The following is a 13,746-nucleotide window of genomic DNA, read 5'->3' as shown; positions in this document are numbered from 1 at the left end:
TTTTATTCAACGGTATTGGTTGTTCTTATTCTGCAAATTTAACCAATAACTTACCGTTGTTCCTACCATCCTTGACAGCTTCATAGCTATCTCAATTGATAAACTTTGCTCTCCACGAATCAGCGAACTCAAATTCTTTGGAGTTATATCAAGTCTTTTTGCAAAATTTTCCTAGGTAACACCACTTTCATCAATAAGCTCATTTATATAATATCCTGGACGAAATGCAATTGTGTTATTATGTTCTATATAGTTATTCATAACGTTTGCTCACCTCCGCTATCTCTATTTTGGCAGAAAGGTCGACATCACAATAATATCCTTCATGGTTTCTGCTTAGAGCTGGTCGTCTTCATAACTGATACGAAAATGTTATTGCAACAATTTTATTATATTCCTAATTATAAGCGCATTCTCTCCAAATACGCAATCAGATTTTTCATCTTCTGCTTCTGAGATATCCGTGTCAAAACCGATTCCAACTACACGCATGGTAACCGGACTTTCATCTGACACAAATACGTCGATGGCAGTATCGTCATTTACGCCATACAATACCTGTCCACTCATTTCTTTTCCTCCAGAATCGTATTTTTAAATCTCTGATTTTTTCTTTTTTTCTGCCACACCACAGACACCATTGCTGCCACCAGAAAACCAATACTGATCCATTGCGATGTTGACAGTCCTGCATAATATCCTCTCTCAGCATCGTACCTCAGATTTTCCAAGCAAAACCGCAAAATAGCATACAAGATCAAATAGGTTTCAACAGTATAATACCACTGCTTCTTTATCTGCAAATATAAAATAGCAAATGCAATGATCATTAAGCAAGCTGATTCTACCAACTGAACCGGGAATAATTTTATGCCCGGAATTGCATAAGAACCTTCCGGAAAAACGACCGCTCCAATTCCATCATATGGGATTCCATAACAGCATCCTGCCATAAAGCATCCCACTCTTCCAAAACTATGCATAAATGGTATAAGAAATATAAATTTCCGAACATATATCCCTGCCGGGATCTTGTGAATTTTTCCTGCCAGAAATACGAAGATCAATCCAAAGATCAATCCTCCATAAAATACAAATCCGCTCAACATTAAGGCATTAAAATATTGGAAATCTGTAATCCGCGACCAGTCGATGCTTTTATAAGAGACCAGAAGATACAATAGCTTTGCTCCCAGGAAGCCGCCTAAAATACAGTAAGCCTCTAATATCATCCAGTCATTAAAATCCAGTTTTTCATGCTTCAACACAAAAAAAGCAATGATATTCCCTATTACAACCCCAGATGCGATCAACAAACCATAGGACGGAATTGTCAAACCAAATAAATGTAAATATACGTGCATGTTTCCTCCTGAATATAAAAAAGGCTTCCGCATAATGCGGAAACCCCATTCTTAACTTTTCCAAACTTATAGACTAGTACAAACTAGCAAGACCAGCAGTGCAACCTATGCAAGCGATATATAAGATAAGGCTAAGTACTAAACCAATGATAGAGCAAACTAAACCACCGGTAGCGATACCTTTATGCTCCGGATTTTTTCTTCCAATCGCTCCTAAAACAATACCAATAATTGCTAAAATAGCGCCTAACCAACCAACTAATCCTCCGGAAACAGCGCCAATGATAATTGAAATAATACCAAGTACTAATGATGCTACAGCCATTACAACTTCCTCCTGTTTTCTTATCTTTTGTTTTTCTGTAATTATCGCAATAATTTATTATTTTGTCAATCTATTTATAAAATTTCTATAAATTTTTAATCAAAAAACTTTATTCTTGATAATAAAATATGCGTTTTACGCAAAATGGGCAATCCCATCAAGGGACTACCCATTCATTTTTTTATGCTATAAGAAATAATATCTATCTCATTTTTAGTACAGTTTTGCACCGGCCGGAATATGATTATCAACCATCAGAAGGTGAAGTTTCTCCTCTCCCTCTTCCTCATGGATTGCGGATAATAACATACCACAGGAATCAATTCCCATCATGGCTCTTGGCGGCAGGTTTGTGATAGCGATCAGTGTCTTGCCAACCAGTTCTTCCGGCTCATAGTAAGCATGAATACCACTTAAGATTGTGCGGTCTGTGCCTGTCCCGTCATCCAGAGTAAACTGTAACAGTTTTTTGGATTTCTTTACAGCTTCGCATGCTTTTACTTTTACTGCACGGAAATCAGATTTGCTGAATGTATCGAAATCTACCTCTTCTTTGAACAGCGGCTCGATCTCTACTTTGGAGAAATCAATTTTCTCATTTGCAGTGAAGAATCCGTTGTTGTCTCCTGCTGTTACTGCCTCTGCATCGTTTCCTGCTTTTGCAGCTTTTTTGTCAGAATCCAGACTCTTCATTGTCGGGAAGAGTAATACATCACGGATTGCCGGGCTGTTTGTCATCATCATAACCATACGGTCGATACCGAATCCGATACCACCTGTAGGCGGCATACCGATGCTTAATGCGTTCAGGAAGTCTTCGTCTGTGTGGTTTGCTTCATCATCACCGGCAGCGAATGCTTTTTCCTGTGCCTCGAAACGCTCTCTCTGATCGATCGGATCATTCAACTCGGAATAAGCGTTTGCCATCTCCCATCCGTTCATGAAGAACTCGAAACGCTCTACATAATCCGGATTTTCCGGTTTTTTCTTTGTTAACGGAGAAATCTCTACCGGGTGATCCATGATGAAAGTCGGCTGGATCAGGTGCTCCTCTACATACTCCTCGAAGAAGAGATTTAAGATATCACCTTTCTCATGGCGCTCCTCATATTCGATATGATGCTCGTCTGCAACTTTTTTTGCTTCCTCAGTAGAATGAATCTCGTTGAAGTCTACATTTGCATACTGTTTTACAGCATCAACCATTGTGATACGTGCAAACGGTTTAGACAGATCCATGGTGTGCTCACCGTATGTGAGGATCTCGGATCCGGTTACTTCCTTTGCTACATGACGGTACAGGTTCTCTGTCAGATCCATCATGCCGTGGTAATCTGTATATGCCTGATATAACTCCATCAGAGTGAATTCCGGATTGTGACGGGTATCAAGTCCCTCGTTACGGAATACACGACCGATCTCGTATACACGCTCCATACCGCCTACGATCAGACGTTTCAGATAGAGCTCCAGAGAGATACGGAGTTTCAGATCTTCGTTTAATGCGTTAAAATGTGTCTCAAACGGTCTTGCAGCGGCTCCGCCTGCGTTGGATACCAGCATCGGTGTCTCAACTTCCATAAAACCCTGTCCATCCAGATAACGACGGATACTGCTGATGATTTTGGAACGTTTGATGAATGTATCTTTTACTTCCGGGTTCATGATCAGGTCTACGTATCTCTGACGATAACGTGTATCTGTATCTGTCAGACCATGGAATTTCTCCGGAAGTACCTGTAAGCTCTTGGAAAGAAGAGTTACCTCAGAAGCATGGATGGAAATCTCTCCTGTCTTTGTCTTGAATACTTCACCTGTGATACCAAGGATATCACCTACATCATATTTTTTGAAATCCGCATAGGATTCCTCTCCGATATTATCGCGTGCCACATAAGACTGAATGCTTCCCTGCAAATCCTGTACGTTGCAGAAAGAAGCCTTTCCCATAACACGTTTGAACATCATACGACCGGCGATCGTTACAGTCTGACCTTCTAATGTGTCAAAATTGTCTTTGATCTCCATGCTGTGATGTGTTACATCATATTTTGTAATCTGAAACGGATCTTTTCCACGTTCCTGAAGATCCTGCAGTTTCTCGCGACGAACCTTCAAAAGCTGGTTAACGTCTACGTCCTGTCCTTTCTTTTGTTCAGCCATTTTCATTCTCCCTTTTCTCTTAGTTTGATCTCTGGATTTCCAGTACTTTATACTGTAAAACACCTGCCTGTGTCTCTACATTTACAATCTCACCGACTTTTGCACCAAGTAATGCTTTTCCAACCGGAGACTCATTTGAAATCTTGCCTTTCAGGCTGTTTGCCTCAGTGGAACCAACGATCTTATACTCAAGTTCCTCATCAAACTCGCAGTCAAGAATACGTACCTGACAGCCAACGCTGATCTTGTCCAGATCTACCTCATCCTCAACAACAACTTCTGCATGTCTTAAGATTTTCTCGATCTCTTCAATACGTGCTTCGATATCACGCTGCTCATCTTTTGCTGCATCGTACTCAGCGTTCTCTGATAAGTCACCCTGCTCACGCGCTTCTTTAATCTTCTGAGCGATCTCTTTTCTCTTTACTACTTTTAATTCCTGTAATTCGTTCTCCAGTTTCTGTAATCCCTGGTAAGTCAAAAGATTTTTCTTATCCATGTTTGTTGATCCTCCTGATCGTTTTTTATTTATCATTAATTTTGAAGAGTTTTATCCACTTTCACAATCAATACATTATAACCAATCGGTACTTCTATGTCAAGATTTTGCATCTTCTCTTCCTCAGTTTGTACAGCAGTTTCATGAATCTTCCACCGGCGCTTGTAAAAAGGAACATATAAAACCTTTGGCATCAGACGGTCTGTGTACATGATCCCCTGCCGCTCCAGGTCAAGTACCACGTTTGCATGGCTCTCCCGCATCGCATCCAGTGGAAAAATTCTGGTCATGAGACCGTATTCCATCTCCAGCCAGACGGTAAAAGACACAAAATCTTCCGGTCGGTTCGTACAGATTTCCAGAAAATTCAACCCCGGACTCAACTGTCGCAAAATCTGATCCACATCATCGTCCTCGCCAAATACCTGGTCCGGCGTATCCGTGTCAATGATCAGCGGTTTGAAATCGCGATATAACTGTTTTCTGGTCAGTCTGCCTCCCAGTTCTTCTTTTTCCTCCCGAATCACATCCTGTTTCTGCCACAGGATCTGTTCTATGATACTGCGGGTTGCAAAAATCCATGGATTTTCTGTCGTTTCCGGTTCCGGATCATTTGGTTGTTCCTGCACGTTATGCCGTTTTTTCAAAATACGGCAAAGGTATGTCCACATTTTTCGGAAGAAGTTTTTTATTTTGCTGACTTTTCCTGCACAGTTCTGTTCTGCCATAATCTGTTTTCCCACATTTCCTGTTTTTGATCTTCTTACAGTTTATGTGGAAAAAGTCGTTATTATGAATTTTTTACTATTTGTAATGTCTATGTTATTATAATCTTTTTACTATCTATAACGAAATTTCTACTATTGATTCTTTATCTGTTCCACTTCATCGTATCTGTTTCAGCATTTCTGTGACTTGCATATCATTTCTTTCCATGCACTTTACGCTATGCTTCTTCTGCCAGCCACTGTTCCAGCAATGCTTCCAGCTGTGCATAGCTTTCCACTTCATTGATCTTCCCGCGAAGTTTGGAAGAATTTTTATAACCGGCAGTGTACCATGCGGCATGTTTGCGGATCTCACGGATCCCAATGTAATCTCCCTTGATCTGAAGCTGTAAACGGGCATGTAAAAGCATCATGTCTGACACTTCCCGGCGGCTTGGTTTCGGCAACTCTTCACCAGTCTCAAGCTGATGCTGGATCTGTTTGAAGATCCATGGATTTCCCTGTGCACCACGTCCGATCATAAAACCGTCACATCCGGTCTGTTCTTTCATACGAACCACATCCTGCGCACACAAAATATCACCGTTTCCGATGACCGGAATGGATACTGCCTCTTTTACCTGACGGATAATATCCCAGTCCGCTTTGCCGGAATAATACTGCTGTCTGGTTCTTCCATGTACCGCTATCGCCGCCACGCCACAGCTTTCCGCGATTTTTGCGATCTCCACGGCATTGACATGTTCCTCATCAAAGCCTTTTCGAATTTTCACCGTCACCGGTTTTTTCACCGCTTTTACCATCTTGGTCAGAATCTCTTCCACCAGCTTCGGATCTTTCATCAATGCCGATCCCTCATGGTTATTCACCACTTTTGGCACCGGACAGCCCATATTGAAATCAAGGATCTCAAAGGGACGCTCCTCGATCTGCGCTGCCATAGCTGCCAGAATATCCGGATCTGATCCGAACAACTGCAGTGAAACCGGATGTTCCTCCGGATGAATCTCCATCAGTAATTCCGTATTTTTATTTTTATAATAAATCGCTTTTGCGCTGACCATCTCCATGCACAAAAGCCCTGCACCCTGTCTGCGGCATAACAAACGAAATGGCAGGTCTGTTACGCCTGCCATGGGTGCCAGTACTAAATTGTTCTCCAGGGTTACATTGCCTATTTTCAATTTATTCATACTGTACTCTTTCCGTTTTTTCTTCTATTTATCCTTGTATCTACGCTTGTTTGTTTTACATTTTCAATGTATCTGATCTGAGATTCTGCATTTTCTGAAATTACTTTTTCTGCTTTTCCAAGATCAGACTTTCCCAAAACTACTTTTTCTGTTTTTCAAAGATCAGACGCATGCCCTGTAAGGTAAGCATCGGATCATAAATATCAATGGCATTGGTCTCTTTTTCAATAATTCTTCCAAGACCACCGGTTGCCACAACTTTGATATTCTCCTTGCCAAACTCTTTTTTCATCTGTTTGACAATGTATTCTGTCTGTCCGATCTGACCATATACCAATCCTGCCTGCATACATGCAATGGTATCCTGCGCCAGAATGCTCTTCGGTTTCTTGATCTCAAATTCCGGCAGTTTGGCAGCCATACTCCACATCGCCTGCGCGGAAGTACGGATACCCGGTGCGATCACACAAGCGGTAAAGGTACCATCTGAATCTACCAGATCAAAGGTAGTTGCCGTACCATAATCAATCACGATCGCCGGTCCACCATACAGCTCATAAACTGCTGCCGCATCCACGATACGGTCTGCACCTACCTGACGTGGGTTTTTGGAAGTCACACGGATTCCGGTCTTTACGCCAGCCTCGATAATAATTGGTTTTGTATTAAAATATTTGATGATGGCACTTGTCAGGGAATGCATAACGTTCGGTACTACGGATGCAACGATGACATCTGTAATTTCTCCAACTTTCACCTGATTATGCTCCAGCAGCTCACACATCACCATACCGTACTCATCTGAGGTACGTGTCTGAATTGTTGTCATTCGAAATGTGGTACGCAGTTTTTTCCCTTCAAATACACCCAGTGTGATATTTGTATTCCCGATATCTACGGTTAAAAGCATTTTTCCAGTCCTCCACTAGCTAGTTTTCAACGTTTATCTGATGAGTCACTTTATAATACATTTCCAGTGATTCCAACAATTCCTGCTTTGTGTTCTGCAGCTGTTTCACTTTCAGAACACTTCCAATCTCATCATACAGCAAATCACCCTCATCTGCCGCCGTCTCAAAGATCAGTTCTCCGTCTTCATCAAATTTCAAGGTAAGTGTACCGCCTACATCTTCTGTATACAATACACACATCAGTTTCAGTTCATCCTGGATTCCCTGCGGTAATTTCTGAAAATCCGGATTCAGATAATATTTTTTTGTATATGCGCTGGATCCACACAGCACTACTTCTTCCTGATTCATAAATGATCATTTTCTCCTGTTATCTATTCTTCTGTCCAGTTCGTCTATTCTGGCAAACAAAGGTACATTCATCACACATATCCATACACACCACGAACGGATACTTCACCGGAGGAAACATGGGCAGTTCCGTCTTCTGTCTGTACCAGAAGCTCCCCACTCTGACTGATTCCCTGCGCGACGCCGGTATACTCCTGCCGCGGGTCAAGCACACGCACACTGCGCCCACGGTTGATAAGATGACTGTTATACTCATTCATCAAACCGGACAGATCCTGTGTTTTCAGATAAAGAGCATAATATTTTTCAAACTCTGCCATAATCTTTGCAGCCAGTTTTGCTCTGCTGATGCGCACACCCGTCAGCAAATACAGGGAGGTAGCTGTCGCAGCCACTTCCTCCGGAAAAATTTCATTGGAAACGTTGATTCCCACGCCGATCACAATATAGTTGATATAATCGATCTGTGCGCTCATCTCTGTCAGAATGCCACATACTTTTTTGCCGTCACATACGATATCGTTCGGCCATTTGATCTGTGTGTCAATTCCAACCACATCTTCAATGCCCGCCCGGACCGCAAGTGCCATCACAAGGGTCAGCATAGAAGCATTTCCCGGTTGAATATCCGGTTTTAACAGCAAAGTCATAAAAATACCTTCGCCGGCTTTGGAATCCCAGGAACGTCCCCGGCGTCCTTTTCCAGAAGTCTGACAATCGCTGAGCACCAGCAGACCGTGCTCTGCACCTTCTTCTGCCAGCCGTTTTGCCTGATTGTTGGTAGAATCGGTCTCATCAAACACCACCAGATGCTGTCCCGCCCAGTCTGTTTCCAGATATTTTTGAAGCTGTTCTTCCGTCAGCAGATCCGGTTCTTCTTTTAACCGATAGCCTTTGTTTCTCACTGCTTCAATCACATATCCTTCTGCTTCTAGCTGACGGATTGCTTTCCATACCGCTGTGCGGGATACACCAAATTTTTCACTGATTTCCTGTCCGGATATAAAATCCTGACAATTCTGCAAAAGTTCCAGAATTTTCTTTTTCACAGTTTTCTCCATCCTATCATACAGTTCATACCGTACGTATTCTGTCTTGTCTTCTATTGGATATTCAATCAGATATGCTCAACGAAGACAACGTACTTTTTTATATTTGGTCAATTCAGAGCATACGCTCCATACGGATGATTATTTCTCAGCTCCGCCAAGGGTTGCATACATAACCGCTTTGATGGTATGCATACGGTTCTCAGCCTCATCGAACACGATAGACTGCGGGCTTTCGAATACCTCATCTGTTACTTCCATTGCATCCAGACCAAATTTGTCATGGATCTCTTTTCCGATCTTTGTATTCAGATCATGGAATGCCGGCAGACAATGCATGAATTTTACCTGCGGTCCTGCATTTTCCATTAATTTTGCATTTACCTGATATGGTGTCAGCTCCTCGATACGGCTTGCCCATACATCATCCGGCTCACCCATGGATACCCATACATCTGTATAGATAACATCTGCACCTTTGGTTCCTGCCATTGCATCCTCTGTCAAAGTGATGGTTGCACCTGTCTCCTCTGCGATGGCACGGCACTGAGCAACTAATTCCTCATTCGGGAAATATTTTTTATTTGTGCATGCAGTAAAATGCATACCAAGTTTCGCACATACGACCATCAGAGAATTTCCCATATTATAGCGGGCATCGCCCATGTATGCAAGTTTAATTCCTTTTAAATGTCCAAAATGCTCTTTGATGGTGAGCATGTCTGCGATCATCTGTGTCGGATGGAACTCATTGGTCAGACCGTTCCATACCGGAACACCTGCATATTTTGCAAGTTCCTCAACGATCTCCTGATCGAAGCCACGATACTCGATACCATCGTACATACGTCCAAGAACGCGTGCAGTATCTGCAATGCTTTCTTTTTTACCGATCTGGGAAGCAGACGGGTCAAGGAATGTTGTATGCATACCAAGATCAAAGGCTGCTACTTCAAAAGAACAACGGGTACGTGTACTATTTTTTTCAAAAATCAGGGCAATGTTTTTGCCTGTCAGTACATCGTGACGAATACCTTTTTTCTTTTTCTCTTTCAGCTCTGCGGATAAGTCAATCAGATATGTAATCTCTTCCGGTGTGAAATCCAGTAATTTTAAAAAGTTTTTTCCTGTTAAATTCATTTCTTTTTTACCTCTCAGTTTATTATCATTCAGCTTTTTCTATTTTCTGCTGTAAAAAATCGCATCTTGCCTGTGTTTCTTCGACAGAAAATGGTAAAACACCTTCTGTCATGTAAAAACTCATGTCAAAGGATATGCGCAATCCGCCTACGCTACTTGCTTGATTTGATTAAAAACAGGGCTGCCGTGCGGGCAGCCCATGTTACTATTCTTACTTTTCTTTTACATCTGCTGCTACTTCTACCAGAGATTTGGCAAGTCCTGCCATACCCTGAATTTCTGACGGAATAATAATCTTTGTTGCTTTGCCGTCTGCTGCTTTTGCAAATGCCTCCAAACTCTTGATCTGAAGAACTGCTGCATCCGGAGAAGCCTCTTTCAGGAAGCGGAGACCATCGGCGTTTGCCTGCTGGATCTTCAGAATCGCTTCTGCCTGACCTTCTGCTTCTTTGACGGTTGCTTCACGTTTTGCCTCTGCACGAAGGATTGCTGCCTGTTTCTCAGCCTCCGCATCCAGAATTGCAGATTCTTTCTTACCTTCTGCAACCAGAATGGTGGATTTCTTCTCACCTTCTGCACGAAGGATTGCCTCACGACGTTCACGCTCAGCCTTCATCTGTTTCTCCATCGCATCCTGAATGGCCTGCGGCGGAATGATGTTTTTCAGCTCTACACGGTTTACTTTGATTCCCCATGGATCTGTTGCGATATCCAGGGAAGCTCTCATTTTTGTATTGATGGTCTCTCTGGAAGTAAGTGTCTCATCCAGCTCCAGATCACCGATGATATTTCTCAGTGTTGTTGCTGTCAGATTTTCAATCGCCATGATCGGATTTTCCACACCATAGGAAAACAGCTTCGGATCTGTGATCTGGAAAAATACGACAGTATCAATTCGCATGGTAACGTTATCTTTTGTAATAACCGGCTGCGGTGCGAAATCAACAACCTGCTCTTTTAACAGAACTCTTTTTGCCACACGGTCGATGATCGGCATTTTGAAATGAATACCAACCTCCCAGGTTCCCTGATATGCGCCCAGACGCTCTACAACATATGCGTTCGCCTGAGGTACAATCTTGATGCATGATGCCAGAATCAAGATAACTACTACGATTAGAATAATAATTGCAATCACTATATTGCCCTCCTTTACACGTTCAAAAAGAATATGTCTGCTTTAGGTAATCGGATTTCAGGAATGTCACAACTCTCTTACTGCAAAATACGCATCATGTAGCACATGACATATGCCTCCCAATTACTCCGGACACTTAACCATCAGTTTTACCCCGCTGATAGAAACAACGCTTACAACGTCATCCTTTTTGAATTTTTGCTTTTCATCCACACTTCTTGCTGCCCATTCCTGACCGCGTATCATCACACGTCCGGTTGACAGAAGATTATCAATCGGTTCTATTACGACTGCTTCTTCTCCGATCAGTGTCTGTGCATTTGTGCGAATGTGCTCCGAATTGAATTTTTTCTGAGCCAGTGGTCGGATCAGCAGAACCAATACCAACGACACAATCAGAAACACGATTACCTGTACAGCGACTCCACCCTGAGCCACGCTAACAAAAAATGCTGCCAGTGCACCGCCTGCAAACCAGATGGTCAGCAATCCCACGGTCGCGATCTCGAGCAGGATAAATGCTACCAGAAGAACCAGCCATATCATTGGCGCTGATAATGAAAACATGTCGATCCCCCCTTTTCCTTGTTTTCACCAATATACTATATTTTCTCCCGTTTTACAATAATAATCACAAAAAGAGAGACCACATTCTTGCCGTTTTCCGGCAATTTTTGTAGTCTCTCTGTATAAAGCACGGTAATTCTTAAAAAGAATATAGCAACTTCTGTTGACTAATATCACGCACCAGGTCTCGCTCACGTCCAACCTGAATTGCATAAATTGTTCCGCCTATAGCTTTTCTTAATAGAAAATCTGTGATCCGATCACTGTACCGGATCCGCTTGTTCCTGCATGGAAATATTTTGCTCCGCCTGTATTATCTGCACCACTTAATGCTTCTGCTGCTGCCTGATAACAACTGGATGAGATATTTCCGCTGCTTAATACTCTTGCAAGCTTTCCACTGGAAGCCGGTGTAAACTGACCGCTCTGGTAGATAACACCGGAAATGCTGTTCGGGAAAGATCCGCTTTTTACACGGTTCATGACAACAGCTCCAACTGCAAGCTGACCGGAATACGGTTCTCCGCCTGCCTCACACTGGATGATGGCTGCCAGAAGCTGTGTGTCACTGGAAGAAGCGCTGACTGCTTCAGAGCTTGTTGTAACTGCTGCACTGTCTGAGCCTGAGTTGCTGTTTCCTGCCTGAGCTGCTGCTTCCTGTGCTGCTTTCTGAGCGGCAGCTGCTTCTCTTGCACGGATTTCTTCCATGCTTACGGCATCGTCAATATTTAATGCAACGTCTACATAGTCTGCTGCAACATATGCAGTTGTTCCGTTGCAGTCTACGGAAACCCATCCGTCAACTTCCTCTGCATCTGTGTTTACTGTCAGAGATGCGCCGGAATCGATGACGTCAAGAATTTTTGCATCTGTGTTGGATGCCTCACGAACACGGATACCATCTGCATTCGCGGTTGCCTTTGTCTCACAGTTTTCTTCTGCATAAGTGTGAGCATCTTCGCCAAATACACAATATGCATTATTTACATAACCTTCTACGTCTCCGGATTTTACCTTGGTCCATTCATCACCGGTCTCAAGTACTTCCGCACCGGAGCCTGCATAAAATTTTCCAACTACTTCCGCATCCGCAGATGCTTCTTTTCGTATATTCAATGAACTGTCTTTATCAACTGTTACCAGCATTTTGTCTGCCCACTCAGCAGCTTCTGCCGCTGCCTGTGCGTTCTGTTGTATGATCTGAACAGACTGAACTCCTGTGCTTGCCGCCTGGCTTACACGGTCTGCCACATTTGCATTTACTGTAGCGCTCTCCGTCGTGGTTCCTGTCTCAGCAGCACTTGCAGAAACGGCTGTTGTGACGGATGTGAGTGCCAGAGCTGCTGTAATAATTCCGCTTTCAATAACCTTTCTAAATTTCATTTGACCTCCTGATTCAAACCTTTACAAAATTGCCCGTAAAAATTTGTTAATTGATTTTATAATTTGTTTTGTGTTAGTATTACAATTCCAATTACTAATTATGCATTTCTGTTAAATTTGTTACAGAATTGTTACACAAACGTTGCACGCATTATAACAACCCATTTTCAGGATGTCAACCCTATTTTTCACTTTTTGTGCACTTTTTACCCATTTTTTCCTTGAAAAAAGATGATTTTTATACCAAATTGCACATTTTTGTGCACTTTTTTGGGATTCCATCATCTTTTTCAAAATACAATTTATTACATCATTTACGGAAACATTTCCTGTATGACACTGCCAAATAATTCTTCCTCTGACTTTGTTACAGCATGTCCTCTTTTTGCACTTGTTTCCGGTTCTTTTCTTATGTATTTTTCACGATCTCTGCCACTGTCTGTTGCTCTCTGACTCATGGCAATTTTCATTACATCTTTTGATTTTTCCGTCAGACGGATGATCTGTTTTCTGCATCGACGCACCCCTGCCAGATTGATTATCATCAGTACTACAATACACCCCAGAATACCCAGAATCAGCTCTGTCGTATGCTGTGTATATATCATTTCTGCAAAATGAATCAGTCGATCCATTTCACGCCTCCTTCCCGTCATGGATCCTGTTCATGACATTTTTGTTACATAGCAAGTGTAACAAAAACATACACTTTAGAAAAGGGGCTTTGCGGCTCTTTTCGCCGCAAGTTTCGACCTGTTTCTTCCTATTATAATATTTTTCCAGTTTTTAATACTTAACTGATCAATTTTCATCAAAAACCGGAAGTTAATCAACTCGTAGAGATGATTCTGAAACAGAAAATTCTCTCCTTCTAAGGAAATCTGCTATTACTGAACACTTACAGAAATGGCGGCTCAATTCTGTAAGTGTTGAAT

At 42.3% G+C, this 13,746-nt stretch carries 15 protein-coding genes and 1 pseudogene; all 16 read right to left on the bottom strand.

Translation table 11 applies throughout. From position 1 onward, the window contains the following. Window positions 1–6: 6 nt before the first annotated feature. Window positions 7–153: pseudogene (locus DXB15_RS17650) on the bottom strand (helix-turn-helix transcriptional regulator); the annotation flags it as partial. A 219-nt stretch (window positions 154–372) separates the two neighbouring features. After that, window positions 373–570 (bottom strand): hypothetical protein, encoded by a 198-nt coding sequence (locus DXB15_RS01470; protein ID WP_118701817.1) that lies wholly within the window; start codon window positions 568–570, stop codon window positions 373–375. Then, window positions 567–1,364, bottom strand: coding sequence for a prolipoprotein diacylglyceryl transferase (locus DXB15_RS01465; protein ID WP_118701816.1), 798 nt, complete (start codon window positions 1,362–1,364; stop codon window positions 567–569). Before DXB15_RS01465 ends, DXB15_RS01470 begins: the two co-directional genes overlap by 4 nt. 73 nt (window positions 1,365–1,437) lie before the next feature. Next, window positions 1,438–1,689 carry a hypothetical protein gene (locus DXB15_RS01460; protein ID WP_118701815.1) on the bottom strand — a complete coding sequence of 84 codons (252 nt, stop codon included), beginning with the start codon at window positions 1,687–1,689 and terminating at the stop codon, window positions 1,438–1,440. A gap of 213 nt (window positions 1,690–1,902) precedes the next feature. Beyond that, window positions 1,903–3,852 (bottom strand): lysine--tRNA ligase, encoded by a 1,950-nt coding sequence (gene lysS / locus DXB15_RS01455; RefSeq protein ID WP_118701814.1) that lies wholly within the window; start codon window positions 3,850–3,852, stop codon window positions 1,903–1,905. 19 nt (window positions 3,853–3,871) lie between these two features. After that, complete coding sequence (gene greA, locus DXB15_RS01450) at window positions 3,872–4,351, bottom strand: transcription elongation factor GreA (RefSeq protein ID WP_109215128.1); 480 nt, start codon at window positions 4,349–4,351, stop codon at window positions 3,872–3,874. 35 nt (window positions 4,352–4,386) lie between these two features. After that, a complete protein-coding gene (locus tag DXB15_RS01445; RefSeq protein ID WP_146190188.1) occupies window positions 4,387–5,079 on the bottom strand; it encodes a hypothetical protein in 693 nt (230 codons plus the stop codon). A gap of 218 nt (window positions 5,080–5,297) precedes the next feature. Further along, window positions 5,298–6,272, bottom strand: coding sequence for a tRNA dihydrouridine synthase DusB (dusB, locus tag DXB15_RS01440; protein ID WP_118701813.1), 975 nt, complete (start codon window positions 6,270–6,272; stop codon window positions 5,298–5,300). Between the two features lie 139 nt (window positions 6,273–6,411). After that, on the bottom strand, window positions 6,412–7,182 hold the full coding sequence (locus DXB15_RS01435) for a type III pantothenate kinase (RefSeq protein WP_109215125.1): 771 nt from the start codon (window positions 7,180–7,182) through the stop codon (window positions 6,412–6,414). A 19-nt stretch (window positions 7,183–7,201) separates the two neighbouring features. Continuing rightward, on the bottom strand, window positions 7,202–7,534 hold the full coding sequence (locus DXB15_RS01430; RefSeq protein WP_118701812.1) for a DUF6145 family protein: 333 nt from the start codon (window positions 7,532–7,534) through the stop codon (window positions 7,202–7,204). Between the two features lie 71 nt (window positions 7,535–7,605). Further along, window positions 7,606–8,595 carry a biotin--[acetyl-CoA-carboxylase] ligase gene (locus DXB15_RS01425; RefSeq protein WP_118701811.1) on the bottom strand — a complete coding sequence of 330 codons (990 nt, stop codon included), beginning with the start codon at window positions 8,593–8,595 and terminating at the stop codon, window positions 7,606–7,608. 129 nt (window positions 8,596–8,724) lie between these two features. Beyond that, a complete protein-coding gene (gene argF / locus DXB15_RS01420; RefSeq protein WP_109215122.1) occupies window positions 8,725–9,723 on the bottom strand; it encodes an ornithine carbamoyltransferase in 999 nt (332 codons plus the stop codon). 211 nt (window positions 9,724–9,934) lie between these two features. Beyond that, the gene (locus DXB15_RS01415; protein ID WP_109215121.1) at window positions 9,935–10,864 is read right to left on the bottom strand and encodes an SPFH domain-containing protein; all 930 of its coding nucleotides are present in this window, start codon (window positions 10,862–10,864) and stop codon (window positions 9,935–9,937) included. A 120-nt stretch (window positions 10,865–10,984) separates the two neighbouring features. After that, on the bottom strand, window positions 10,985–11,428 hold the full coding sequence (locus tag DXB15_RS01410; protein ID WP_177956980.1) for an NfeD family protein: 444 nt from the start codon (window positions 11,426–11,428) through the stop codon (window positions 10,985–10,987). 237 nt (window positions 11,429–11,665) lie between these two features. Next, on the bottom strand, window positions 11,666–12,811 hold the full coding sequence (locus DXB15_RS01405) for a cell wall hydrolase (protein ID WP_109215120.1): 1,146 nt from the start codon (window positions 12,809–12,811) through the stop codon (window positions 11,666–11,668). Window positions 12,812–13,125: 314 nt separating this feature from the next. Further along, the gene (locus DXB15_RS01400) at window positions 13,126–13,446 is read right to left on the bottom strand and encodes a hypothetical protein (RefSeq protein ID WP_109215119.1); all 321 of its coding nucleotides are present in this window, start codon (window positions 13,444–13,446) and stop codon (window positions 13,126–13,128) included. Between the last annotated feature and the right edge of the window lie 300 nt (window positions 13,447–13,746).

This window comes from Roseburia sp. OM02-15, from assembly GCF_003481835.1.
Taxonomy (GTDB): Bacteria; Bacillota; Clostridia; order Lachnospirales; family Lachnospiraceae; genus Eubacterium_I; species Eubacterium_I ramulus_A.
The sequence above is the reverse complement of the archived record's forward strand: the minus strand, read 5'-3'. Positions and strand labels throughout refer to the sequence as shown.

Bases quoted from the DNA above. Each gene is read 5' to 3' on its own strand.
- argF (WP_109215122.1), bottom strand. From the start codon at position 9,723: ATGAATTTAACAGGAAAAAACTTTTTAAAATTACTGGATTTCACACCG.
- lysS (WP_118701814.1), bottom strand. From the start codon at position 3,852: ATGGCTGAACAAAAGAAAGGACAGGACGTAGACGTTAACCAGCTTTTG.
- dusB (WP_118701813.1), bottom strand. From the start codon at position 6,272: ATGAATAAATTGAAAATAGGCAATGTAACCCTGGAGAACAATTTAGTA.
- DXB15_RS01445 (WP_146190188.1), bottom strand. From the start codon at position 5,079: ATGGCAGAACAGAACTGTGCAGGAAAAGTCAGCAAAATAAAAAACTTC.
- DXB15_RS01435 (WP_109215125.1), bottom strand. From the start codon at position 7,182: ATGCTTTTAACCGTAGATATCGGGAATACAAATATCACACTGGGTGTA.
- DXB15_RS01425 (WP_118701811.1), bottom strand. From the start codon at position 8,595: ATGGAGAAAACTGTGAAAAAGAAAATTCTGGAACTTTTGCAGAATTGT.
- DXB15_RS01400 (WP_109215119.1), bottom strand. From the start codon at position 13,446: ATGGATCGACTGATTCATTTTGCAGAAATGATATATACACAGCATACG.
- DXB15_RS01470 (WP_118701817.1), bottom strand. From the start codon at position 570: ATGAGTGGACAGGTATTGTATGGCGTAAATGACGATACTGCCATCGAC.
- DXB15_RS01430 (WP_118701812.1), bottom strand. From the start codon at position 7,534: ATGAATCAGGAAGAAGTAGTGCTGTGTGGATCCAGCGCATATACAAAA.
- DXB15_RS01405 (WP_109215120.1), bottom strand. From the start codon at position 12,811: ATGAAATTTAGAAAGGTTATTGAAAGCGGAATTATTACAGCAGCTCTG.
- DXB15_RS01465 (WP_118701816.1), bottom strand. From the start codon at position 1,364: ATGCACGTATATTTACATTTATTTGGTTTGACAATTCCGTCCTATGGT.
- DXB15_RS01410 (WP_177956980.1), bottom strand. From the start codon at position 11,428: ATGTTTTCATTATCAGCGCCAATGATATGGCTGGTTCTTCTGGTAGCA.
- greA (WP_109215128.1), bottom strand. From the start codon at position 4,351: ATGGATAAGAAAAATCTTTTGACTTACCAGGGATTACAGAAACTGGAG.
- DXB15_RS01460 (WP_118701815.1), bottom strand. From the start codon at position 1,689: ATGGCTGTAGCATCATTAGTACTTGGTATTATTTCAATTATCATTGGC.